This is a genomic window from Sphingomonas molluscorum (genome assembly GCF_039522995.1).
In the GTDB taxonomy this organism is placed as follows: domain Bacteria; phylum Pseudomonadota; class Alphaproteobacteria; order Sphingomonadales; family Sphingomonadaceae; genus Sphingomonas; species Sphingomonas molluscorum.
The window spans coordinates 662,669-686,843 of the sequence record NZ_BAAAEL010000001.1; the positions used below are offsets into that span (position 1 = coordinate 662,669).

Consider the following 24,175-nt stretch of genomic DNA (forward strand, 5'->3'; position numbering starts at 1 on the left):
CGTTGCAGACCCTGCCCGAAACGCCGGGATACCGACGCTGACGGCGACGGAAAGCCCAAGCGAGGCGTACGAGCGCCGATTGGAAGCGGCGCATGACATAAGGCGTTGCGGCCGCCCGCGTTCGGGCTAGCGTCCGCTCAGGAGAGAATGATGCACGAGACCGAACCGTCCCACGCGCCCAAGGCTCCCGCCGCCAGGAAAGGGGCGCCGGTGCTGGGCACTCTGCTGCAGGACGCCTTCGCGCTTCCGCACGATACGCTGATCACCGGCGATCTGCCGTTTCTTCTTTCACAGCTCTCCCTGCTTCCGCGTACCGAGCCGCGGGAAGATGCGGCGCTCGGGCGCAGCGCCTGAACCCGCGTTCGCTGCGGCGAAAGTAGCACGCGGGCTAGCCGCCGGACCCTCCAACGACGCCGGGTCGGCGGCGCTGGAGGAAGCGCGTTGGTCCGCCCATCCCGCCCCACGTGCATGGAGCGGGATGGGTGACCGTCACACCGCGTTCAGTGCCTGGTCGAAGTCGGCGATGAGGTCCTCGGCATTCTCGACGCCGATGGAGATGCGCACGAGGTTGTCCGTGATGCCCAGGTCCTGCTTGCGCTGGTCGGGGACCGACAGATGCGTCATCGCCGCAGGACAGGAAGCGAGCGTCTCCGTACCGCCCAGGCTCACCGCGAGCTTCGCGATCTTGAGGTTGTCGAGGAAGGCAAAGCTCTCGCGCTCGCCGCCCTTCAGGTACAGCGAGAAGGTCGATCCGGCACCGCTGCAATGGCGCTGGTAGATGTCCGCCTGGCGGCTCCCTTCCTTCAAGAACCCCAGGTAGCCCACGCTCTCCACCTTGGGATGATCGCGCAGAAACGCGCAGACCTTGGCCGCATTCTCGCCGGCACGGCTCATCCGCAACTCCAGCGTCTCCAGGCTGCGCAGCAGCATCCAGGCGGTGTTCGGATCGCAGATCGTGCCGATGGTGTTGCGCATCATGCGGACCGGGTCGATCCACTTCTTGGCGCCCGAAATGCCGCCCGCGACCAGGTCCGAATGGCCGCCCGCATATTTGGTCAGGCTGTAGACCACCAGGTCCGCGCCGTGCCGCAGCGGCTGCTGCCAAAGCGGGCCCAGGAAGGTGTTGTCGATCGCGATCGGCGGCACGGTATCGCCCAGCAGCCGGTCGCGCACGCGCGCCACCGCCTCGATGTCGACCAGCGCGTTGGTGGGATTGGCCGGACTCTCGAGATAGATCAGCGAGACGTTACCCTGCGCCTTCGCCCGCTCGATCACGGTGGCGATCTCTTCCTCGGTGGCGCCCGCCGGGAAATCGAGGAAGGTCACGCCGAAGCGGCCGAGGATGCGGCCGATCAGGGTTTCGGTAGCGGCATAGAGCGGGGCGGAATGCACGATCACGTCGCTGGGCTTCACCAGCGCCAGCATCAGCGTCGCGATCGCCGACATGCCGGAAGAAAAGACCAGCGCGTCCTCCGCATCTTCCCAGATGCCCAGGCGATCCTCCAGGATTTCCTGGTTCGGCCCGTTGAAGCGCGAGTAGACGAGGCCGTCGACCCCGCCCGGCCGCTTGCCGGTCACCCCTTCGAAGTGGCGCTTGCCGGCCGCGGCATTCTCGAACACGAAGGTCGACGTCAGGAAGATCGGCGGCTTCAGCGAGCCTTCGGACAGCGCCGGATCATAGGCGTGACCCATCATCAGCGTGGAGGGGGAAAGGCGGCGGCCGCCCACCTCCAGTATCTCCGGCCGTGGCCGGCGGCGGGTCGTGGCCCCGGTGATTTCGGCTTCGGTTTCGGGGTTCGATGATCCGCTCATGGCAGTCCTCTCTGCTTGTTTGTCGATCACCCTAGCCGTTCCTGGACCGCTCGCCATCCGTTTCCGGTCGCCGCAGGCGCCGGTTGGAGCTGGACGCACTTGAAGCGCCGGCCGCCCTCGCCTAGCTTGCGGGAGCGGGCCGGGCCCCTCTGACACCCCACGACGTGGTGTGATGTCGGACCGCAGAGCATGAGGGGCCTGGCTGATTCCACAATTCTCCGGCCAGTCCCGAACATGGAGTTCGCGATGACTGCCGCTGACCGGAAGGACGTGCCCCGTACGCCGCGTGCCGCTTCGCTGGGCACCCGGCGCAGCGGCGCGTCGCCAGCCACGAATGGCGCGGCTTGAGCCAGCAGTCCCATCGCACAATCGACCCAATCCCAACGCGAGGAAAAGCAATGAAGTCCTTCAAGATCGGCAACCTGGGCGCCATCGCGGCCGGTCTCGCCGTGGCAGCGATGCTCGTCGTTCCCGATGATGCGGACGCGCGCCGGAGAGGAAGCTTCGGCAGCCGCGGCGCGCGCACCTATGATGCACCGGCCACCACCACGGTGGCTCCCAAATCCACAGCTCCCGTGCAGCGTTCGATGACGGAGAAGCCGGCTGCTTCAAGCCCTGCGGCGCAGGCCGGCAGGGCCGCTCCTGCCAGGCGCGGCGGCATGGGAAGGGGCCTGCTTGGCGGCCTCATCGCAGGCGGACTGATCGGGGCGCTGCTCGGCGGCGGTCTGGGTTCGCTTGCCGGCGCAGGGATGCTCATGGCGCTGCTCCAGGTCGCCCTGATCGGCGGCCTCGTCTGGTTCCTGTTTCGCATGTTCCGTCGCAAGCCCGCGCTCGCCGGGGCGCATGGCGGCGCGATGGCGTCCCCGTTTGCCGGCTTCCAGCCGCAGCCGGCGCCGCAGCAGCCGTTCTCCCAGGGCTTTCGCACCGCCGCCGTGGCACCGCGCAGCGTGGACATCGACATCGTCGACGCGGACCGGCGCGACTTCGAGCGGCTGCTGATCGAGGTGCAGGACGCCTTCTCCAAGGAGGATTTCGCGGGCCTGCGTGCGCGGACCACGCCGGAGGTGATGTCCTATTTCGCCGAGGAACTCAGCCAGAACGCAACCGCCGGCCGGCGCAACAGCGTCTCCGGGACCGCACTGATCGACGCGGAGGTGTCGGAAGCCTGGCGCGAGGAGGACGCCGACTACGCCACCATCGCCATGCGGTACGAGAGCATCGACGTGATGCTCGACCGGAGCAGCGGCGCCGTCGTGGAGGGGGATCCGGAGCGGCCGAGCCAGGCGGTCGAGCTGTGGACCTTCAAGCGCGGGGCCGAAGGCCAGTGGCGCCTATCGGCGATCCAGGAAGCCTGACCGGCTCTGACGCGATGCACGGCGAGCCCAGGCTCGCCGTGCATCGCCCGCCCCCTGTCTTGTGGTTAGGGCCGTGGGCGGAGCTCTCGTCCGATCGGATAGAGGAGGTAGCGGTCGTCGCGGTAGGGCGACCGCTCGATGAACCAGGCCAGCCGCGCGGCGCCGTCTGCGGCGAAGTCCGGATCGGCCGCCAGCCGGGTCTCGAACGCACTGCGCAGTGCCGGGTCGCGCGCCAGCATCGCCTCCGCCATCGGCGCGCTGGCATAGCGCTCCATGCCGCCCGACTTCTGGAGCATGCCGGGGAAGAACCCCCAGGCGAGGAACGAGTCCGGCGCCTCCGCCTCCAGCAGCGCTGCCGCGAGCAGCCCCTTGGGCTGGTCATAGGGCACGCGGACCGAGCCGGCGGCCAGCGTCTCGCGCCACCGCTCGTGCTTGAAGCTGCCGGCGATCATCACCCGCTGCTCGCTCGCGGGCCCAAGCTTCGGCTCGACCAGCCGCACCATGTCGAGGTCGAGCGTGCGCGGTGCATCGATCCGCTCGTAGCGGATGCCGTGGAGGTCGAGCCGGGCGATCACCGCGGTGGCGCTTGCCGGCACCCACCAGGCCCGCGGGAGGGTGACGCTCGCCACCGGCTTCTGGCCGATGATCGGAAGCGTGAGCGGCTGGGTGCGTGCGACGTAGCGCACCTCCTCCTCGCCCGAGGCGGGCGAGCGATAGCGTTCCAGCGCCATGCCGGTGAACTTGACCCATGCCTGGGGAGTCTCGTCGCGCTCCCAGCGCACCGCGAGCGTCTTCGGACGGGCGGCGCGGTCGGCATCGATCGCGGCGCGTAGCGCGGCGGCGGCGCGGCCCGCATGACGCAGCGCCCCCTCCATCAGCGCATAGGCGCCGAGCACGCGCTGGCGATAGGGCTTGAGGCAGTGCATCTCGACCAGCACCGTCGGGATGCGGGCGAAGTCGCCGTAGCCGGTCGAGTAGCGCGGTCCCTCTGCGGCGACGCGCAGGCCCTTGCTCAGATCCCGCTCGTCGATCGCACTGGGATAGAAATGGGGCTTGTGCCCCATGCGCTTCACGAACGCATCGACGCCTTGCGTGAAGGAACCGTTCAGCCAGCGGGTGATCGCCTGCGATTGGACGTGCCGCCCCCACCCGGCGAAGGTGTAGGTCACGTCATAGCCGTGGTCGAACCCGTCCGACACGTGCATGTCGATGTAGAGGACCGGGTCGAGCCGGTTCAACAACCGCAGCATCGCCTGCGTTTCCGGCGCATCGGCCTTCGCATAATCGCGGTTGAGGTTGATGTTCTGCGCGGTCGATCGGAGCCCGGGATTGTTCGGCCCGCGCTGGTTGGGGCGATTGTACGGGCTGGTCTGCTCGTGCCCGTCGGCGTTGTAGATCGGCACGAACACCAGGTCGACCGCGTCGAGCAGATCCGCCTTGCCGCGCAGGCCGATGTCGCGCAGCAGCATCAGCCCGGCGTCCTTGCCGTCGATCTCGCCCGAGTGGATGCCGGCCTGGATCAGCACCACCGGCTTGTCTGCGCCCCCCTTGCTGGCCCGCACATAATAGAGGTCGCGCCCCTCCGGGGTGGTGCCGAAGCTCTCCAGCGTGAGCAGCGGCGAGGCGGCGACCAGCCGGTCCAGCCAGGCGCGGGTTTCCGCATAGGTCGGCGTCTCGGCAAAGCCGGAACGTTCGGCCGGGGTGATCCACGGGTCGCTTGGCTTGGCGATCCATTGCTCGCTCGCGCCCGACCAGGCGAGCGCCGGCGGCAGGGGTGCGCGCTCCTGGGCCAGGGCGGAAGGTGCGGCAAGGGTGGCCAGCAGGCCGGCGGCGATACGAAGCGTCACGAAAGGTCCTTTCAGGCGCGGCTGGCGCCGCTGATCTGGGCGATCCGGCGGCCGCCGATGCCGAGCAGCAACCCGGCCGCAGCGACCAGCGCCAGCAGCGGTGCGATCGGGATCGAGCCCGAGCGGGCACGCGGCACATAGGCCGGCATCCAGCCGAAATCGGCGCGGGTGAACGGCCGGTCGGCGAACAGGTAGGGATAGAAGAACTGCCGCAGCTCCCGGTGAAAGGCGGCGATGCTGTCCTGATAGGCGAACTGGCCGAACTGGTCGGTATCGGCGATCCGGTGCAGCACCCCCTGGGCGGCGACCCCGGGCAGCAGATAGCCGGCGCGCTCACTCCAGCGCTCGCGCGCGATCAGGCTTGCTCGGTAGGCGGCAACCTCCCCGGCCACCGCCTCGTCGCCGACCTGATGCATGGCGAAGTACCATTTCCAGTGGAAGCGGCCATCGAACCCCTCGCGGCCGCGCCATTCAGGGTGGCGCGCGAAGAAGCGCTCGAACGTCTCTGCCTTGGGCACATCCCAGCCGTGATGAACGATCTCGCGTTGCGCCAGCGTCAGGTCGATGCCCTTGGCGGTCGGGATCGCCCGCGCGATCACCGCATTGGCGAGCGTTGGCAGCACCAGCGTCAGCAGGATCCAGCAGCCGATCAGCGATGCCGCTGCGGTGGCGGAGGCGCGCACGAGGCTGCCGACCAGCAGCGCGACGCCGAACCAGAAGGCGAGGTAGAGCGCAGCGACCAGCAACATCGCCGCCGCGGGCCCTACCGGTGCCGCGGTGAGTGCCGCGCCGACGACGAACGGCAGCGCTACCGCGGCGAGCACCAATGCGTAGCGCAGGCCCAGGCGCCGCCGCCACAGACCGCGGCCGGGCATCGACAGCAGCAGTCGCAACCGCCCGCCCTCGCGCTCGCCGGTGACGAGGTCGTGGGTCAGCGCGATCACGATCAGCGGCGCGAGATAGACCAGCACGAATGCCCAATCGAACACCCCCGGCAGCGCCAACTCCGCATTCACCGCCTCCGCATCATAGAGCTGCTGCTGCAGCCCGAGCGCGCGGACCCGCAGCACGAACGGCTGGATGTCGCGCTGGCCGATCGCCGCAAAGGCGAGCGGCGGCGGCGCGTCGTGGGTGAGCAGGAAGCTGTAATAGGCGGCATAGCCGGCATCCCCGTCGGGCTTGCCATGGGTGGCGGCGACCGCGGCAAAATCGCGCTGCTGCTCGGCAGCGACGCGGGCGATCGTCGCTTGCTGCCGTGCGACCTGCGCGATGCCGGAGCAGACAGCGAGCGCGGCGAGCAGCGCCAGCAGCGTCAGCGAGACCACGCCCAGTCGCGAGCGCAGGATCAGGCGGAGTTCCGCGTGCAGGCGGCTCATCGTGCGATCCCCCCGATGCGGCGCGCGGCGAAGGCGGCGAGCAGCCCCAGCCCTGCCAGCCAGCCGAACAGCACCGCCAGGCTCCAGCCGATGGTGCCACGCTCGGCGGTGAGCGGTTCATAGGGCCGGTAGGCGAAGCGCGGCACGCGCTTCCAGTTCTCGGCCGAGACGCGCGGGTCTTCGCCGCCGATGTGCGGGATCAGCTCCGCCTGCATCCGGTTGAGCGTCTGAACGAAGCGATAGCGAAAGCCCTCCGCCTGCTCGAGGAAATCGAGATGCGCGGCGAGGTCGCTGGCCGTCAGCGCCATGGACAGTTGCCGGATCGCGATCAGCGGACTGACGGCGGCAAAGGCGTGGACGAAGCGGTTCTGCGTCGTCTCTCGCGCGGCGGTGTCGGCGGCGGCACGCGCGTAGAGGGCGGTGCTCAGCCGCTCGCCCTCCATCCCCACCAGCCCGGCATATTGCACCGGCAGGTCCTCGACCCGCGACACGCCATAGCGTGCGAGCGTGCGCGCCTTGAACTCGGCGAAATAGGGATCGTCGGGATCGTGGCTGTCGCCGATCTCGGCGAGGTCGCGGTGCAGGGCCACCTCGGTCTCGATCCGCGTCGGCAGCGTGGCGCGGCTCGCCGCCACCTCGGGCAAGGCCCGCGGCAGCAGGATCACGCCCACCATCCAAAGCCCGATCAGCACCGCCAGCGCATCGCGCGAGCGCGACGCCAGCGCGGAGACCACCACCGCGAGCAGCGCCCACAGCAGCAGCCAGCCGGCATAGCCCAGCACCAGCAGCAGCGTGGCGCCCCAGCCTGCCGAGCCGGTGAGCGCAAAGCCGATCAGCACCGCAAACGCCGGCGCCCCCACCGCCAGCGCCACCGCGGCATGGCCGAGCAGCTTGCCCGCCAGCAAGGTGCGCCCGCCGATTCCCTGCGCCAGCAGCAGCCGCAGCGTGCCGCGCTCACGCTCGCGCGCGACACTGGTGAAGGCGAGAAAGATCAGTAGCAGCGGTGCCAGCGTCTGGAGCACGAACGCCGGGGTGAGCTGGCCGAAGCGCAGCAGCAGAGACGATTGGCGCGCCTCCGCGAAATTGGCGCTGTTCTGGCGATGCCCTTCCAGGAAGAGGGTGTTGCCGGTAAAACTGTCGACGCCAGCGTCGAAGAACGCGAGCGGAGCGATCGGCCGGAACACGAACTGGCCGTAATGCACCATGCGGTGCGGGTGGCGGTCCGGCTGGCGGTCGAACTCGGCATCGGCGCTCGCCTGGTAGCGCGTACGATCGGCCTCCATCCGCGCGCGACGCTCCAGGCTGACGACGATCGCCACCAGCACGAGGGCGACCAGCAGCGCGGTCGCGATCACGCCGGCGCGGTTGCGCAGCAGCGCGCGCCACTCCTCGCGCGCGATCCGCAGCGTCGCGCTCATGCCGGCACCTGCGGATGCGCGTAGCGGGCGTGCAGCGCGTTCAGATCGAAGCGGGTCTCACCAGCGGCGGCGACCCGCTCCTCCTCGATCCGGCCGTTGCTCAGGAAGCCGATGCGGTCGGCGATGTCGACCGCGCTCAGCAGATCGTGCGTCACCATCAGGATCGCGACGTTCCGCGCCCGCGCGGTGGCGAGCAGCCGGTTAAACTCCAGCGTCGCCTGCGGGTCGAGCCCCGAGGTCGGCTCGTCGAGCAGCAGCACCGGCACATGACGCGCGAGCGCCAGCGCGATCGCCACCTTCTGCCGCATGCCTTTCGAAAAGCCACCGACGCGCTTGTCCCAGGCGTGGCGCGGCAGCCCGACGGCATCCAGCGCCGGATCGATCACCGCCTCGCGACCTCGCTCCGCATCGGCCAGCGCAAGGAAATAGTCGATGTTCTCCCGCGCGGTCAGATGCTCGTAGAGCGCGACGCTCTCGGGCACATAGGCGAGCAGCGCCCGCGCCTCGACCGGCTGCGCCACCGGATCGACGCCGCAGATCCGCACCGTTCCCGCCGAGGGCGCGAGAAAGCCCAGGAGCGCATTGAGCGTGGTCGACTTGCCCGCACCGTTGCCGCCCAGCAGCGCGTAGATCTCGCCGCGCGCGACCATGAGGTCCAGGTCACGCAGCACCAGCCGGTCGCCGTAGCTGTGGCGGACGCCACGAAGCGTGATCGCCATGTCGGATGCAGGGGTCGTGTCGGTCAACTCTCGGCCTCGCCTTTTCGATCTTGCGTTGCAGCATTCCGCCTCTATGAGACGGTGTAACATTACGCAACCCGCTGCGGCGGGGGGGGGCATCAGCAACATTGGGGATAGCATGCGCATCTTTCGGACGGTGAAGCGGTTGGGCGCCTTCTGCGGCTCGGCATCGGCGATGGTGCTTTCCGCCACCTTTGTGCCGGCTGCCGCGCAGGAGCTGCCCGCCGAGGAGCCGGCGGAAGCGCGCGACCACGAACACAGCAGCGTCGACGACATCGTCGTGCTCGGCCGCCGCCGCGTCGATCGGGTCAACGGCTCGGACGTGGTGACGGAGCGCATGTCGCAGGCGAGCATCGCACTCGATCGCGCAATCCTGGACGACTATGGCGTGCGCCGGCTGGCCGACGCGCTCGAACTCGTCAGCGGCATCTCGCAGCAGAACAACCTGGGCGGCCTGCGCGACAATTACGCGATCCGCGGCTTCCTCGGCACGCCCGACACCGGCGCGGAATATTTCGTGGACGGCTTCCTTGCCAACCGTGGCTTCGGCCCGCCGCGCGATCCCGCCAACGTCGAGCGCATCGAGGTGCTGAAGGGACCGGTCGGCGCCGTGTTCGGCTCGGTCGACCCCGCCGGCGTGGTCAACGTCGTGACCAAGAAACCGCAGTTCCGCACCGGCGGGAGCTTCACCGCCAGCGCGGGATCGTTCGACACCTACCGGCTGGAAGGCGACGTCGAATCGCTGCTCGACCCCAGCCTCGCGATCCGACTGGTTGGCGCGATCGAGAACAGCGACGGCTTCCGCGACTATGTCGACCTGCGCCGCCGCCTGTTCGCGCCGTCCGTGAGCTGGCGTCCGGCCGAGGGCACGACCCTCACCTACCAGGGCGAGTATATCGAGTTCCGCTCGCCGTTCGACCGCGGCATCCCCGCGATCGGCGACGATGCCGAGGCGGTGCCGCGCGATCGCTTCGTGGGCGAACCCGGCGATGGGCGCGTCGCCTCCACCAACTGGCGACATGAACTGACGCTCGAGCAGGCACTGGGGGGCGGCTGGTCGCTGGTCGGCGGTGGCGCCTATCGCGACGCGAGCATCTATGGCTATTCGAGCGAGGCCTCGACGCTGCTCCCGGACGGGACGGTGCGCCGCCAGCGTCGCCTGCGCGACTGGAACCTCACCGACTGGTCGGCGCGCGTGGAGATTCGCGGCACCGTCGAGGCGTTCGGCACCCACCGGCCGAGTGTCGGCGCGACCTTCTATGACCTCGACTTCGACACCTATCAGGAGCGTTTCCGCCCCACCGCGGCCGATCCCTACCCGATCAACGTCTTCGATCCGGTCTACGGCGGCACCGCCGGCCCGCTGGTGCCCTTCACCGTCACCAACGAGCGGCGCCGGGCGGTGGCGCTCTACGCACAGGACATGTGGGAGGCGACGGACACGCTGAGCGTCGTCGGCGGCATCCGCTACGAGCATCTCGATCAGCGCATCGACAATCTGCGCACCGGCCAGCTCAGCCGGTTGAAGCGGGATCCCGTCGAGTTCCGCGCTGGCATCCGCTACCGCCCCGATCCCCGCTTCGCCTTCCACGCAAACTGGGGTGAAGGTTTCCGCCCCAATTCCAGCGTGGGGCGCGATGGCAACGCCTTTGCACCCGAAACGGGCAACGGATATGAAGTGGGCGCAAAGCTGGTGCTGCCCGCCTTCCGCGCGGGCCTGAGCTGGTTCAGCGTGTCGAAGCGCAATATCCTGGCCACCGATCCGGTCGACGTGAACTTCCTTGCCACCGTCGGGCGCATCCGCTCACGCGGCGTCGAACTGGACGGCGAGATCGACCTCGCACCCGGCGTGCGGCTGATCGGCAATTATGCCTATACCGATGCGGAGGCGCACGACCCCGCCTTCGCCAGCGCCGACGTGCTCAACGTGCCGCGCCATTCGGGTACACTGCAGCTGTTCGCAACGCTGCCGGTGGCTGGGCGCGACCTCGATCTGAGCGCCGGCGGCACCTATGTCGGCCCGCGCGCGGCAGCGCTCGACGGCGGCGACCTGCGGCTCGACGGCTATCTCAAGGCAAAGGCGAGCGCGGCCTACCCGCTCACCGACCGGATCACCGCGCGCATCGAAGTCGACAATCTGTTCGACCAGACCTACGCGCAGAGCAGCTACAGCGCGTTGTGGATCTACCCGGGAGCTCCCCGCTCGGTACTGGGATCGGTCACGATGCGGTTTTGAAGCAGGGGCGCGCGAAGCGCCGGCTTATCGAGACCGCGCCGTGGATCGATCCAGGATGGCGCGGCGCAACACCCGCGTCAGGTCCTCGATCGAATAGGGCTTGTGCAGCAGCTCGAACCCGTGGCTCCCCTCCTGTGCCAGCACATGGCTGTATCCGCTGGTCAGGATCACGGGGAGGTCCGGCTCGCGGCGTCGGATCTCCAGCCCGAGTTCGACGCCGTTCATCCCCGGCATCACCACGTCCGAGAACACGGCGGCATAGTGCTGCGGATTTTCGGCGAGGTGCCGCAGGGCGGCGTCGGCGTTGGGCGCCCAGGTCGTCGTGAAACCGAGTTCGGCCAGGAGATCGGTCGAGAACGCCCCGACCTGCTCATTGTCCTCGACGACTAGGATGTGCCCCCTTCCCTGCGCCTCTTCGCGCAACTGGGCCACCGTCGCTTCGCCCACCTCCGCGGGAACGCGCGGGAGGAACATCGTGAAGGTGCTTCCCTCCCCGACCACGCTCTCCACCGCCACTTCGCCTCCCGATTGTTTGGCGAAACCATAGACCTGGCTGAGCCCCAGCCCGGTTCCCTTGCCGACCTCTTTGGTCGTGAAGAACGGTTCGAAGATCTGGGCCAGCTTCTCGGCGTCGATGCCGCTGCCGCTGTCGGACACGCGCACGGCGACGAAGTCGCCCGTGCTGGCACGGTGGCCCCGTACCGGAGGAATGCTGCTCGTCGGCTCGATCTCGATCCTGAGTTCGCCGACGTCGTTCATGGCGTCGCGCGCATTCACCGCCATGTTGACGAGCGCGGTCTCGAACTGGCTGGGATCCGCCTCGACATAGCAGACGTCGCAATCCGTATTGACCGCGAGGGTGACCCCGGCCCCGACCACCGTCGCGAGCATGTCCCGGATGCCTTCGATGCGGTGCCCGACGTTGAACACTTCCGGCTTGAGCGCCTGGCGCCGGGAGAATGCCAGCAGCTGGCTGGTGAGTTTCGCCGCGCGATCGGCGGTATCGGCGATGGCCTGGATGTACCGCGCCTTCTTCTCCTCGGGAAGCGTGGGACGGCGCAGCATCTCGGCCGCGCCGCGGATCACGGTCAGGAGGTTGTTGAAGTCATGCGCGACCCCGCCGGTGCGCTGGCCGATCGCCTCCAGCTTCTGGCTTTGGCGAAGCGTATCCTCGATCTTCATGCGGGCGGCGACTTCCTCCAGCACCCGGTGCTCCAGCGTCTCGTTGAGCTGGCGCAGGACCGCTTCCGCCTGTTTGTGCGGTGTGAGGTCGTGCATGGCACCGACCATCCGGCGCGCCTGCCCTGTCTCGTCGCGAATCACCGTGCCCCGGTCGAGTACCTCGGCGTAGGTGCCGTCCTTGCGTTCGAACCGGTATTGCGCCGCCCAGCCCTTGTCCCGGCCGGCGATCGCGCGCTCGATGCTGCTGACGACCCGATCGCGATCCTCAGGGTGGATCTTGCTCTTCCACCAGCGCCCGGTTTCCTCGAGGTCGTCGGGCCCATAGGCGAACATCGTGCCCATCGCCTCGGACGAGCGGAGGTGATCGGTCTGGAGGTTCCAGTCCCAGATGACGTCGTTCGTCGCCTGAGCAGCGAGCCGATAGCGCTGTTCGGTTTCCCGAAGCACGTCTTCGGCCATGCGACGATCGGATTCGTCCCGGCCGATCTTCAGGAAGCCGATCTCCTCGCCAGCGGCGCTCCGCAGCAGGTTCGACGAGCCGTTGATGAACACGTAGCTGCCGTCCTTGCGCAGGTGCCAGCGCACGTTCGGGGCGAACTGCGCCCGCCTTGCCGTCTCCGCCTCCTGCGCCGGAATTCCTGCTTCGCGGTCTTCGGGGGTGAAGAGGATGTCGACCAGTTCGCCGAGGACCTCGGCGGCGTCATAGCCAAAGGTCTTTGCCGCTCCCGGCGACCAGCTGGTGATCCGCCGCTCGGGGCTCAGCGTCATGATGGCGTAGTCGGTGGCCGAGTCGACGATCAGCCGCAGCCTCTGCTCGCGGTCGCGGACCGCTTCTTCCGCTTCGCGGCGCTCAGTCACGTCGAGGACGAATTCGACCACCTCCTCCGCGCTGACCCGGCGCGGCGCGAACAAGCCCCACCAGCGGGTACCGTCCTTGCGAAAATACTGCTTCTCGTACGGGATCGCCTCGCCGACCGTGTTCACCTGGTGAACGGCCCATTCCGACGCGGGCCAGAACTCCGCTGGCGTAAGCTGCTGCCATGTGAGCCCCAGCGCTTCCTCGCGCGTGAAGCCCGTCATGCGCAGGAATGCATCGTTCACCCGGGTGAGCCCGAAGTCCGGACCCCAATAGATGATGCCGACGGTCTTGATCTCGAAGCTGCTCTTCAGCCGGCGCTCGGCAAGAACCCGATCGGTGACGTCGGACCCCTGCACGAAGATGCCGATCACGTCGCCGCCGGGATCCCGGACCGGCTGAAGCAGCAGGTCCAGGATCCGCTCGTCCGACGCCCCGGGAACGCCGGACTGGATCGGCAGCCGCGCATCCGTGATCCGGATCGGCTCGCCGGTTCGAAAGGCTTCGTCCAGCCGGTTCACTCCCGTCGCGGAAAAGGCTTGCGGAAGGACCTCTGCCGCGACGCGTCCGACGATGGGCGCGTCGCCGAAAAGCCGCCGGAACGCCGGGTTGGCGAGGACAATGCGGTGGTTTGGTTCGCGCAGCAGCGCCATCAGGCTCGGCGCCTGCTCGAACATCTGCGCCAGGCGCTCGCGCTCGTCCCCCTGCGTAGGTCCGAAATCGGGAGAAGGGTCGCGCGCGTCCATGATCAGGAAAACGCGCATGGCGACGTAAGTTGCCGTCCCGGCACGCGTTTGTCTGAACCGCGACCGATCCTTCTGTCCCCCCCCCACTGCGCGCGCGTGCCTTCGGCGCCGGTGATGGCTGCGGAGCAGGCAGCCTTGGCGCGGCTGGCCCACCGCTTGGAGACGAAGCAGCAGCCTCCAGTCAGGGGAAATCTCAGGATCAGCTTGGGCTTATCCTGATGGTTCCGAACCGCGCACGAGGCAATTTTCTTATCCGTAGTTCTGAGATTCCATCGGAGACGGTCATGTTCGTCGGTAGGCTCGATATTCTGGTTGCTTTGCAAAATAGTGCAAGCACCAGAGAGGTCGACACCGGCACCGGCGCTTCGGACGACTATGCCAATCCAAATACCAATCAACCGAGTCGTGAACACGACTCAGGTGCGACGCCAGCCTTCAGTATTCTGAAGGAACTTTCCGCCTCGACAACTTCAGGACCGCAGCAGTCGAACCAGATTCCGCGGCAGACCTCCGTCATGCTCAACGGGTTAGGCGCGCTTTTAGCAAACTCAACCCTTCCTACGTCGGCCAAAGGAGTTTGATCATCATGCGACGATCGTCAGCCATCGCCTATGTTCTTGCCTTTGCGTCGGCCGCACCGGCCTATGCCCAGGTGAACCAGGACACCGGATCCCTCGATGTTCGCCTGATCGTCGAGGAAGCATGTGAAATCTCCTGGCCCGGCAGTACGATCGGCGGGGGTGACGCGGAACTGGATTTCGGAACCACATCCCGGATCGACGCGGCAATCGACCGGGAGATTGGTACCGGAACGGTCGGCGGCATCGAAATACGCTGCAATGCGGGCACGACGTACGACGTCGCGTTCGGCACGGGCGAGAACTCCGCCAACGTCGATAACCGGGCGATGCGGGGTGCGGTGAACACCGCTCAGTTGATCCCCTACCAGATCTACAGCGACGCTGCGCGGACCAACGTTCTTTCGACGATCTCCGTAACCGCCAACGGCGCCTACCAGCCGCTTCCCATCTACGGTCGGGTGCCTCCTTTGACTCCGGCACCACCCGCCGACCGCTACACCGACAACGTCATCGTAACAGTCAGCTTTTGAAGGAGATCGCGATGTACGTGCGTTTGTCCGTCGCCCTTGCGGCTCTTCTCACCGTCCCGAGCACCGCCGCGCCGCAAGCATCCCTTCGGGTGGAACCGCTGCGTGTCGCGGTAAGCGCGCCGTCCCAGGCATCCGCGATCACGCTCCAGAATACCAGCGCCGACAAAATCGGGGTCCAGATGCGCGTGTTCGAATGGTCGCAGACGAACGGGACCGATACGCTCAAGCCCACCACGGATGTGGTCGTGAGCCCGCCGGCGACGACGATCCCCAGCGGCGCTTCCTATACCGTCCGGATCGCACGCACGGCGGGCGCGGTGGCGAGCGGCGAGAAAAGCTATCGGCTCTGGGTGGATGAACTGCCCGCCGCCGGGCGGGAAGGTCCCGCGGCGCGAACGGTCGACATCCGCATCCGGTACGACCTGCCGGTCTTCTTCGGCGCAGCGAACGCCTCCCCCAAACTTTCTTGGAAGGCATATCGCTCGGGCGGCCGCTTGATCGTGGAAGCGACGAACACTGGCACGGGTCACGCACGCGTCGAAGCGCTGAGCGTGGGGAACGTGTCGTTTGGAAGCGGTCTCAACGGGTATGTTCTACCCGGAACGATGCGGCGGTGGACGTCGGGGGCCAATGCCTCGCTTCCCCCGGCCAACGCCAACCTGACACTTGTGGCCGAAGTTGGCGACCGTGAAGTCCGCACACCGATCGCGGTCGCGAGCAACTGACCTGTGCCTCTTGCCCGCCCTGATGGTGGCGACTGCTGGCGTGAGTTGGAATCCCGTACCAGCACGCGCCCAGTCAAATCCTCAGGCGGGCATCGCACTCATTCTTGAGGCTCGGGTGAACGGCGTGCGGTCTCGCTTGCTGTGGGAGTTCGTCCAGCTTCCCGACGGAACCCTCGCGGCAACGGCCGAACGCCTGCGCAGCCTCGGGCTGAAAGTTCCGGCTGCGCCCTCTCCGGCAGATCTCGTTCGCCTCGATGACCTGCCGGGCGTCACCTATCGCTATGTCGAAGGCGCGCAATCGGTGGAGATCGACGCGACCGACGCCGCGGTCATTCCGATGGTGCTGGATGCGGGAACCGCCCCCCGAGAAATCGATCTGGACAAGCTTAGCCGCAACACCGGCGCCCTGCTCAACTATGGCGTCTATGCCGATCTGGGTGACGACAGCCAGGCATCGGCGCAATATGACCTGCGCATCCTCACCCGCCTGGGGGTCGCGACGACGACCGGATATGCCACTCTCGCCGCAGACGGCAGGGACAAGATCGATCACACGCGCCTCGACACCTACTGGCGCATGGTCGATGTGAGAACAGCGATCGCGCTGACGCTCGGCGATACGATCGGCGGCGTGGGAGAGATGACGACCGCCTATCGGCTTGCCGGCATCCAGATCCAGCGGGATTTCGAATCCCGGCCCGATCTGATCACCACCGCGCTCCCGATGCTGAGCGGATCGGCGGCGGTCCCCTCCACGATCGACCTGTATCTGAACGGGCTGCGCTACTATTCCGGCTCGGTGGGCCGCGGCCCCTTCCAGTTCCGTTCGTTGCCCAGCATGGGCGGCGGCGCGACCGCGACGGTGGTGCTGACGGATGCGATGGGACGCGAAACGACCATCAGCAAACAATTGTTCTTCGTTCCCCGTCTGCTGCCGAAGGGAAAGCTGGATTTCTCAGTCGAGGCCGGCCTTCCCCGGCTGAACTACGGCGCCAAGTCCTTCGATTACGCGTCCCGCATCGCGGGCTCCGGAAGCGTCCGATATGGCGTTTCCGACGCGTTCACCGTGCGGAGCCATCTCGAGGGCATGGGCGGCCACGTCCTTGCGGGCGTGGGCGGCACGGTGCGAGTGGGCGGCTTCGGGGCACTTTCTGCGGGCGCCTCGGCAAGCCGCTTCCGGAAGCACACCGGCACGCGCTTGTTGCTGGAAGCGCAGGCCCGCCTGCTGGGCATCGACCTGTTCGGTGGGATCGAACGTTCGGACGCCCACTACCAGACGCTCGTGGGGGCAACCGCCTTCTATGCCGCACGGCGGGCGGATCCGCTGGGCGATCCCGACCCGAGCCTGCCACCAGACCTGCTGCCGACACCAGACGACGATCCGTTGCTCGTGGCCTTCGCACGCAGGATCGAACGCGCGGGCGCGAGTTTCTCGATCGCGGGCACGGGGGTGAACCTGGCCTACACCCGGGTGAAACTCGTGGAGCAGGATCTGCGCGTCGCGAACTTCTCCGCGCAACGCGGGTTCGGGTCGAACGTGTCGCTGTGGGTCAATGGGTACAAGGACTTCGGCGACGACAGAAGATATGGCGTTGCCCTGGGACTGAGCGTGGCCCTTGGCCGGCGCAGCACGGCATCGGCAAACGTCGCGCACTCGAACGATGCGACGCGGATTTCGTCGCGTCTCTCCTACAACACCGGCTATGGGGAGGGTTCCTGGAACGTCAATCTTTCCAGCCAAGAGGTCGTCTCCGGCGTCGGAACCGACTACCGCGCCGCCGACGTCCGGTATCGAGGACATCACGCCATCGTCGGCGGGGGGATCGACAACTTCGGCAACAGGACGCGGGTCAACGGCTTCATCGAAGGATCGATCGTCGCGATGGGTGGCGTGTTCCTGGCGTCGACGGTCGACCGGAGCTTCGCCGTGGTCCGTGGCGCCGGTCCCAACACGCCGCTGCTGGTCGATTCGCGGAAGGTCGGACATACCGATGCGCGCGGCCGTGCGCTGTTGCCCTCGCTGCGCTCTCTGGCGGTCAACCGCATCGAGATTGACCCGACCAACCTCCCGCTCGATCTGAGCGCCGCCCGAACCGAGATCGAGGTCGTCCCCGACGACCGGGCCGGGGTCATCGTCGACTTCGCCGTTCGTCGTGAGGCATCGGCCGTGGTCATTCTGATCGACGGCGCGGGCCGGCCGCTGGCGCTGGGTTCGGTGCTGACGGTGGAGGGCGTGGGCGACCCGATCGTGGTCGGGCACGATGGCCGTGTATTCCTCACCGGGCTGGCCGAACACAATCGCCTCCTCATCCAGCGAGCGGACGGGGGCGAATGCCGCGCAAGCTTCGACTTCCTGCCGATCGCTGGGAACTTGCCGCAAGTCGGGCCACTGGTATGCCAATGATCCGTTCGCTTCCTCGCCGTTCCGGACGCCATGCCCCTGCCATCCTGATGCTGCTGGCTGCCTTGGTGGCGCTGCTTGCTATGCTGGCGCCGCAGCCGGCGAAGGCGAATACCGTCTGTTCGCTCACCACCCAGCCGGTGACGCTCGATTTCGGCAGTTCGCTCACCGCCAGCGGGGATGTCCGCTACACCTGCCGGAGTTTCGACCCGACGCCCAGGACCTTCACCATCTGCATCGGCATCGGCCATCCAAGCTACCCGGGAACAGCCGATCAGCCCAAGCTCCTGAACGGTGCGAACACGCTCGATTTCAACGTGTATGTCGATCCTGCCGCTACCATAGTCTGGTCCAAGACGCTGCCGATCGCGCAATCCGTCACAATCGCAGCGGGGGGCACGATCAGCGGTGTGCTGACCTTCTACGGCCGAATACCCGCCGGGCAGCCGTCCCCCGTCGGAACCTACCAGGGCTTTTTCTTCAACACCGTTCTGGGGTTCCTGGCCGCAGGATCGCAGACCTGCGTCTCCCAGCTGAATGACCTCAACGGGCTGGACTTCAGCATCAACATCACGGCCAACCTTATCGAGGCGTGCAACCTGGGCATCATTGAAGCCGTGGATTTCGGCGCGCCCGCGGGCTTCTGGACGGAAGTGGACGCGGTCGGCTCCGTCCAGGTGACGTGTCCAGCCGGGACCAGCTGGGCGCTGAGTTTCGATGGCGGGCAGTTTCCCGATGGAAGCGAACGTCGCATGCGAAGCGCGGGCGGCGATCATGTGCCCTACCGACTCTATCGTGACAGCGCCCGATCGCAGCTCATCCCGATCGACGGGACGATTGCCGGGACGGGAATAGGCGCCGTGCAGTCCAACCCCGTCTACGGCCGCGTGACCATGCCGATGCCCCCCCCGGTAGGAAGCTATGCCGATGCGGTGACCGTGGTCCTGCACTTCTAGTCGCCGGAACCGAAACGGCTTCTCGAGGTCGCCGACGCTGCGGGGCGCCTTCGCCTCCCCCCTTCCCCCACTTGCCTCGCGCGTTCGCACGCCGGGTCAATCCTGGGGTTGCAGCCCCAAGGCGACCCGATCTGCTGTTGCCGCGGCGAGTTCAGCGCGGGCTGCAGCGATCCGCGCCTGCGCGTCGATCAGGCGCACGCGGGCGTCGTTGGCGGTGTCCTCACGCTGGTTCACCAGGAAGAAGTCGCTCGATCCAAGCGCGAACCGCCGTCGCTCGCCTTCGGCCAGGCGCTCGGCCAGGACCCGTTCCTGTTCGGCGGCTTCCGCCAGTCGTTCGGCTGCGCCCAGCGCAATGGTGATACCCTCCACCTCCACCGCGACCTGGTCGCGCAGGAACCTGCCGCGCGCGTTAAGGGCGTCCATTTCCGCCCGGGCTTCGGCGACACGCCCCTTGGCGGCGCGGTTCTGAAGCGGGACGGAGAAGCGGAAGCCGACGATCGCCTCTAGCGGGGTGCGGCTGGAGCCCCCGAGCCCTTCCGGTCCCACATCCTTGCCCAGCTCGCCGCGCAGGTCGAGGCGGGGCTTGAGCTCGTTCTCGGCCTGCGCCAGCCGCAACAGCGACTGGTCGATGCGCGCCAGCACCGTCTGAATGTCGGGGCGGCGCGCGGCGAGCGCGTCCGCCTCGACGGACGCCACCGATGCTACGCCCCCCAGTGCGTCGGCATCGGCCGGAAGCCGCTCGGCCCCGACCACCAGAGGCTCGCCGTTCTCGTCCCGCAGATAGAGCGACAGCGCGTTTGCCGCCGTCTGGAAATCGCCTTCGGCCCGCACCACCAGCGCCCGGCGTCGCACCAGATTCTGTTCGTTTTCCGTCAGCAGGATCTGTGGCCGGGCACCCAATTCGACCTGTCGCGCGATCGCTCCCCGCCGGCTTTCCGTCAGGGCGAGAAGATCGCGATATGCACGCAGCCGGAGGCCGGTGGCGACCCAGTTCTGATAGGCGTCGATCGTCCTTCGCTGCACACCGATCGCGACGGCATTCGCCTCGAAGCGGGCAAGGTCCAGGTCGCCTGCGGCCAGCGTACGGCGGGTGCGGCGTTCGTCCACCAGACGGTCGCGCAACAACGCATACAGCACACCGACCTTCAGCTCGCCCGCCCGGTTGGTGTAATATTGGTCCTCGTAGATCGGGAAGCTGCCGCGCGACACGCGGTAGTTGCCATAGGCATAGCCGCCGTTGTCGGTGAACGGGCGGGTGGCACGGCCCTCGACCACGCTTCCGTCGTAATAGCCGAGCGCGCGCGACCGGCCGTCCACGTCGAACACCGTGTCGAACGCACCTTCGGCGGCGAGCGCCCGGCCTTCCGCCTGGCGGATGCGGGCGAGCTGCTCCACGATCTGCGGTGCGGCGCGCGCGGATATGCGCAGCACCTCGGCAAGCGTCAGCGGCGCGGCCGCGACATCGCCCGTAGTAGGCGGGGTCTGCGCGCTCGCGGTGCACGGCGCCAGGCACAGCAGTACGGCCAGTCCGACGCGCATGGTCATTTTGCCTTGCCCGCCTTCAGCGCCGCCTTGGCTTCGTCTTCCTTGGGCGCGCCGCCCTTCGCCACGGCCTCTTGCGATTGTCCGAAATCGAGCGGGAAGTCGTTGAGCTGACGCCAAAGCTCATACCCTACCGACACGGTTTCCCCCTGGATCCAGCCCTGGACCTTGCCGCCGAGCCGCACGAACCGGCGATCCGGCCAAGCCGGCTTGCCGGGCACCGGTTCGACCAGAATGCGGAACATGCCGGACGCCGAAGCCGTCGGGTCGAGCGAGCGTACCCTGCCGTCGAAGAGTCCGTGCGCGACCGCGGGCCAGCCGCTGAACTGGATGGCCGGCCAGCCTTCGAACTCGAGCCGCACCGGTCGGCCGGGCTGGATCAGCGGAACGTCGCGCCCGTCGACGAACAGCTCCACCGCCCGGTCCACCCGCTCCGGCGCGACGACCGCCAGCACGGTTCCGGCAGACACCAGCGCCCCGCCGGCGGCGGCATTGATGCTCTGGATGCGTCCGTCGCGCGGTGCGCGGACCAGCTGCGCCGACTGCCGGTTGAGCTGGACGTCGATGCGGTTGAGCTTGGCGCGCGATTCCGCGAGCTTGGCCGCACCATCGGCGACCTTGATCTGTGCCTGTTCGTAGTCGCGTCGCGATCCCAGTCCTTCGGCCAGCAGCTGACCGCTGCGGCCCACGTCGATGGCGGCAACGGATTGCGCCTGGCGCACTGCCGCGATCTCCGCCTCTACCTGGGCACGTTCGGCGGCAAGGCGGGAGAGGAGGTTGGGATCGAGGTCGACCACCCGTGCGATCGGATCGCCGGCGGCGACATGCTGGCCGTCATGGACGTACCAGCGCTCGACCCGCCCGCCCACGAGGGCGGACACTTCCTGCGCGCGATCGCCGGGATCGAGCGCGGCAACCTGGCCCTGGCCCTGCGCGGTTTGCACCCACGGCACGGCGAACAGGACGAACACCGATACGCAGATCCCGATGGTCACCATCCAGGCGAGCGCGACCAGCATGCGCGGCGGGCGCTGCCGTGCGAGCGTTCCGAAGTGCGAAAGATGTTCAGGACGATAGGGCATCGGCCTCCTCCCCATGGGCAAGGTGGTTCTGGAGATCGCGAAGCGTGGCGAAGCGCTGCTGATGCCTGGAGCCGAGATGGAACCAGCCATCCAGCGCCAGGTCCTCCGGACGGCCGCTGAACAGCAGCGTGGTGGTGCCGCGCGCCTTCAGCATCCGCAGCACGCTCGCTAGCCGGCCGGGTGGTAGCAGGTCGTAGAGCTGCCCGAGCATCAGCAGCCGGGGCGCGACCAGCAGGGCGTTGGCGAGCTTGAGTGCCATCATCGCGCCCAACCCGAGCGGATAGCCGGTCGAGGCGAGCGGCGTGTCCAATCCCTCCGGCAGCCGCGCGATCCGTTGCTGGAGCCCCACCGCCGCCAATGCCTCCTGCATTCGGACGGCCGACACGTCGCTCGCCGCGAGCGACAGATACTGGCGGATCGTCACCTCCGCGATGGTGGGCCGGTCGAGCACCAGCACCTGCGAGCGCAGCAGATACATGTCGAGGGCTTCCAGATCGGCGCCCCCGATCAGCACCAGCCCCTGTTCGGGCTGGACATAGCGTTTCAGCAGCATCGCGAGCCTGCGTTCCGCCTCCGGCTCGGCCACCACCACGAGCTGTTCGCCGGCATCCACCGCAAAGTCGAAGCGTGCATTCTCGAACGCCACGTCCATGAGCCTGAGCGCACCGTCGCCGGGAGCGCCTGCCTCCCCTACCGGCGGACGCTCCTGAGGAAGCGCGAACAGCAGCGACAGCTCCTCCGAACCGGCCACCAGATCGTAGAAGATGTCGAGGTAGTAGCCGAGCTGCGAGATGCCGTAGAACACGCCCGACAGGATGAGCTCGGCCGCGACCAGCTGGCCGACCGACAGCTCGTTCCTGAGGATCAGGTTGCCGCCCAGCGCCAGCAACGCAGCGCTGGCGAATGCGTAGATCAGCAGGAAGCTCAGCGTCTGCGCGAACGTGTACCGGAACAGGCGGCGGTGCGCGCCGACATAGGCGGCGGTCATCGCCTCGGACCGGTCCATGGCGAAGCCGAGGTGCCGGCTCGACTTGTAGAATCCGTTGGAGCTGCCCACGCTTTCCAGCCAGCGCGCCGTGTCGTGCTTGGCATGGCTCAGCGCGACCGACCCGGTGATCGCCCCGCGCTGCCAGATCAGCCAGACCAGCAGCACTGCGATGACCAACACGACGTTGAAGGCGAGAAAGAAGGGGTGGTAGAAGCTCGTCACCACCAGCCCGACCACCGCCTGCAGCAGGATGGTGAACGCGCCGATCACGAGGCCTGGCACCGCCTTTTGAACAACGGTGAGGTCGAAGTAGCGATTGAACAGGTCACCGCGGCCGGCGTCGCCGAAGAACGGGTTCTGCGCGTGCACGGCACGCACGGTAACCTCCGCTACCACCCGGGCGAACACGCGTCGTTCGAACGCCGCCATCAGGTACACGCGCGCCGCGCTCAGCGTCGCGACCATCAGCAGCAGCAACAGCAGCACGCCGGACAGCGACCACAAGGGCGCTGGCATGGCGATGTTGGCGACACTGTTGATGAGCAACTGGACCGAGATCGGCGTCGCCAGCGACAGCAGGCTGATCGCGATCGTGTACACGATGCCCAGCCGCACATAGGCGGTGTCGGGTCCGACAATCTCCGAGATCCAGGCGATCGCCTGCCTGAAGCCAATCCGCTTGCCCGCCGCCACTTACGCCTCGCACCGCTGCTGCCTGGGCCGGCCCCATTCCGGGAAAGCCCCCAGGGAGGCAAGGCAGAGCCGTCTATGCAGCCCATAGGACCTGCCTATCAAATTTGTGGAAATGCTGGCATCGGTCGCCAGCCAATCGTGGAAGCCGCCATGCCCACCCTTCGTCAGCTTCAGTACCTGGTGGCGATCGCCGATACCGGGTCCTTCGTTCAGGCCGCCCGATCGGTGCGGGTCAGCCAGCCGAGCCTCAGCCAGCAGATCAAGGCGCTGGAAGCGCGCCTGAACGTCTCGCTGTTCGATCGCGCGGCGGGTGGCGCCATCCTCACCCCGATCGGCCGAAGCATCGTTGCCCGGGCGCGGCAGGTGCTGGGCGAAGTGCGCGATATCGAGACGCTGGCGGCGGGGGCCGCGGGCGGCATAACCGGCACCCTTCGCCTGGGCACCACGCCGACGCTAGGCCCGTACCTCCTCTCGCCGATCATCGCGGACCTGCACCGTGCGGCACCGGGCCTGCGCCTGTACGTGCGCGAGGGCATCCCCGACCGGCAGGCGCTCGAACTCTCCCGCGGGGATCTCGACGCCTTGCTGGGGCCGTTGCCGATCATGGGGGAGGATCTGGTGGTGGAGCCGTTGTTCCGCGAACCCCTGCATCTCGTGTCCGCCGTCGACGCCGACATTGCGGCGGCCGGCACCGTCGATCGGGCGGCGCTGTCCGGGCAGACCCTGCTGTCCCTCGACACGCGCCACCATCTTCACCGTCAGGTCGCCGGCATCGCGGAGGAATTCGGATTGGCGCTCAGCCGTGACTATGAAGGCACCAGCCTCGACAGCCTTCACCAGATGGTCGCGAGCGGCCTGGGACTGTCGGTGCTGCCGGGGCTGTACCTGTCGTCCGACGTCGGCGGATCCGCGGGTCTCGCCGTTCTGGACGTGGCCGGCTGGAACGCCCACCGCTCCATTGCGCTGGCGTGGCGAAGGTCGTCCGTCATGGACCAGGCCTTCCGGCTCATCGCCGATCATGTGCAGCGTGCCGCAGGGACGTGGTCCACGCCGCAATCGGCGTAGGAGCCTTCGAAAACAGCTGCACACGGCGTTCCCTGTCCCCCCGC

18 protein-coding genes are annotated in these 24,175 nt (G+C 67.7%); 9 read left to right on the forward strand and 9 right to left on the reverse strand.

Features of this window, described 5'->3' with window-relative positions; genetic code table 11:
• Window positions 1–150: 150 nt before the first annotated feature.
• On the forward strand, window positions 151–354 hold the full coding sequence (locus ABDZ92_RS03230; RefSeq protein ID WP_125959187.1) for a hypothetical protein: 204 nt from the start codon (window positions 151–153) through the stop codon (window positions 352–354).
• 135 nt (window positions 355–489) lie between these two features.
• On the opposite strand, the gene ABDZ92_RS03235 is transcribed toward ABDZ92_RS03230, so the two are convergent.
• Complete coding sequence (locus ABDZ92_RS03235) at window positions 490–1,812, reverse strand: cystathionine gamma-synthase family protein (protein ID WP_125959188.1); 1,323 nt, start codon at window positions 1,810–1,812, stop codon at window positions 490–492.
• A 398-nt stretch (window positions 1,813–2,210) separates the two neighbouring features.
• On the opposite strand from ABDZ92_RS03235, the gene ABDZ92_RS03240 reads away from it, so the two are divergent.
• Window positions 2,211–3,167, forward strand: a complete 957-nt coding sequence (locus ABDZ92_RS03240) for a TIM44-like domain-containing protein (protein ID WP_125959189.1) — start codon at window positions 2,211–2,213, stop codon at window positions 3,165–3,167.
• Between the two features lie 65 nt (window positions 3,168–3,232).
• On the opposite strand, the gene ABDZ92_RS03245 is transcribed toward ABDZ92_RS03240, so the two are convergent.
• Genes ABDZ92_RS03245 through ABDZ92_RS03260 form a run of 4 tightly spaced genes read right to left on the reverse strand, consistent with a single transcriptional unit; the run spans window position 3,233 to window position 8,527 of the window.
• Entirely contained in the window at window positions 3,233–5,014 is a 1,782-nt protein-coding gene (locus ABDZ92_RS03245; RefSeq protein ID WP_241211702.1) for a M14 family metallopeptidase, read from the reverse strand.
• An 11-nt stretch (window positions 5,015–5,025) separates the two neighbouring features.
• The gene (locus ABDZ92_RS03250; protein ID WP_125959190.1) at window positions 5,026–6,390 is read right to left on the reverse strand and encodes an ABC transporter permease; all 1,365 of its coding nucleotides are present in this window, start codon (window positions 6,388–6,390) and stop codon (window positions 5,026–5,028) included.
• Window positions 6,387–7,808 carry an ABC transporter permease gene (locus tag ABDZ92_RS03255; RefSeq protein ID WP_272695254.1) on the reverse strand — a complete coding sequence of 474 codons (1,422 nt, stop codon included), beginning with the start codon at window positions 7,806–7,808 and terminating at the stop codon, window positions 6,387–6,389. Before ABDZ92_RS03255 ends, ABDZ92_RS03250 begins: the two co-directional genes overlap by 4 nt.
• Window positions 7,805–8,527 carry an ABC transporter ATP-binding protein gene (locus tag ABDZ92_RS03260; RefSeq protein WP_125959274.1) on the reverse strand — a complete coding sequence of 241 codons (723 nt, stop codon included), beginning with the start codon at window positions 8,525–8,527 and terminating at the stop codon, window positions 7,805–7,807. The genes ABDZ92_RS03255 and ABDZ92_RS03260 overlap by 4 nt, the downstream gene beginning before the upstream one ends.
• A 139-nt stretch (window positions 8,528–8,666) precedes the next feature.
• Between ABDZ92_RS03260 and ABDZ92_RS03265 the strand changes: the two genes are divergently transcribed.
• The gene (locus ABDZ92_RS03265) at window positions 8,667–10,784 is read left to right on the forward strand and encodes a TonB-dependent siderophore receptor (RefSeq protein WP_164521172.1); all 2,118 of its coding nucleotides are present in this window, start codon (window positions 8,667–8,669) and stop codon (window positions 10,782–10,784) included.
• A gap of 24 nt (window positions 10,785–10,808) precedes the next feature.
• Here the strand turns inward: ABDZ92_RS03265 and ABDZ92_RS03270 are convergent, their stop codons facing one another.
• The gene (locus ABDZ92_RS03270; protein WP_125959193.1) at window positions 10,809–13,586 is read right to left on the reverse strand and encodes a PAS domain-containing hybrid sensor histidine kinase/response regulator; all 2,778 of its coding nucleotides are present in this window, start codon (window positions 13,584–13,586) and stop codon (window positions 10,809–10,811) included.
• A 266-nt stretch (window positions 13,587–13,852) separates the two neighbouring features.
• Here ABDZ92_RS03270 and ABDZ92_RS03275 point away from each other — a divergent pair, with 266 nt between their 5' ends.
• From ABDZ92_RS03275 to ABDZ92_RS03295, 5 genes are all read left to right on the forward strand, one after another.
• Entirely contained in the window at window positions 13,853–14,149 is a 297-nt protein-coding gene (locus tag ABDZ92_RS03275; RefSeq protein ID WP_206432117.1) for a hypothetical protein, read from the forward strand.
• Window positions 14,150–14,154: 5 nt separating this feature from the next.
• On the forward strand, window positions 14,155–14,679 hold the full coding sequence (locus tag ABDZ92_RS03280) for a Csu type fimbrial protein (RefSeq protein WP_241211711.1): 525 nt from the start codon (window positions 14,155–14,157) through the stop codon (window positions 14,677–14,679).
• An 11-nt stretch (window positions 14,680–14,690) separates the two neighbouring features.
• Window positions 14,691–15,404, forward strand: a complete 714-nt coding sequence (locus ABDZ92_RS03285) for a fimbrial biogenesis chaperone (protein WP_343761594.1) — start codon at window positions 14,691–14,693, stop codon at window positions 15,402–15,404.
• 124 nt (window positions 15,405–15,528) lie between these two features.
• Complete coding sequence (locus tag ABDZ92_RS03290) at window positions 15,529–17,808, forward strand: fimbria/pilus outer membrane usher protein (protein ID WP_164521173.1); 2,280 nt, start codon at window positions 15,529–15,531, stop codon at window positions 17,806–17,808.
• A gap of 65 nt (window positions 17,809–17,873) precedes the next feature.
• Window positions 17,874–18,761: a Csu type fimbrial protein gene (locus tag ABDZ92_RS03295; RefSeq protein ID WP_343761597.1), complete on the forward strand. Its 888-nt coding sequence runs from the start codon at window positions 17,874–17,876 to the stop codon at window positions 18,759–18,761.
• A 96-nt stretch (window positions 18,762–18,857) separates the two neighbouring features.
• Here ABDZ92_RS03295 and ABDZ92_RS03300 read toward each other — a convergent pair whose 3' ends face one another.
• The 3 genes from ABDZ92_RS03300 to ABDZ92_RS03310 are packed head-to-tail and all read right to left on the reverse strand — an operon-like array spanning window position 18,858 to window position 23,066.
• Complete coding sequence (locus tag ABDZ92_RS03300) at window positions 18,858–20,306, reverse strand: TolC family protein (protein ID WP_125959199.1); 1,449 nt, start codon at window positions 20,304–20,306, stop codon at window positions 18,858–18,860.
• Window positions 20,303–21,385, reverse strand: coding sequence for an efflux RND transporter periplasmic adaptor subunit (locus tag ABDZ92_RS03305; RefSeq protein ID WP_125959200.1), 1,083 nt, complete (start codon window positions 21,383–21,385; stop codon window positions 20,303–20,305). Before ABDZ92_RS03305 ends, ABDZ92_RS03300 begins: the two co-directional genes overlap by 4 nt.
• The gene (locus tag ABDZ92_RS03310; RefSeq protein ID WP_125959201.1) at window positions 21,369–23,066 is read right to left on the reverse strand and encodes an ATP-binding cassette domain-containing protein; all 1,698 of its coding nucleotides are present in this window, start codon (window positions 23,064–23,066) and stop codon (window positions 21,369–21,371) included. Before ABDZ92_RS03310 ends, ABDZ92_RS03305 begins: the two co-directional genes overlap by 17 nt.
• Window positions 23,067–23,216: 150 nt before the next feature.
• Here ABDZ92_RS03310 and ABDZ92_RS03315 point away from each other — a divergent pair, with 150 nt between their 5' ends.
• The gene (locus ABDZ92_RS03315; protein ID WP_125959202.1) at window positions 23,217–24,131 is read left to right on the forward strand and encodes a hydrogen peroxide-inducible genes activator; all 915 of its coding nucleotides are present in this window, start codon (window positions 23,217–23,219) and stop codon (window positions 24,129–24,131) included.
• Window positions 24,132–24,175 lie beyond the last annotated feature (44 nt).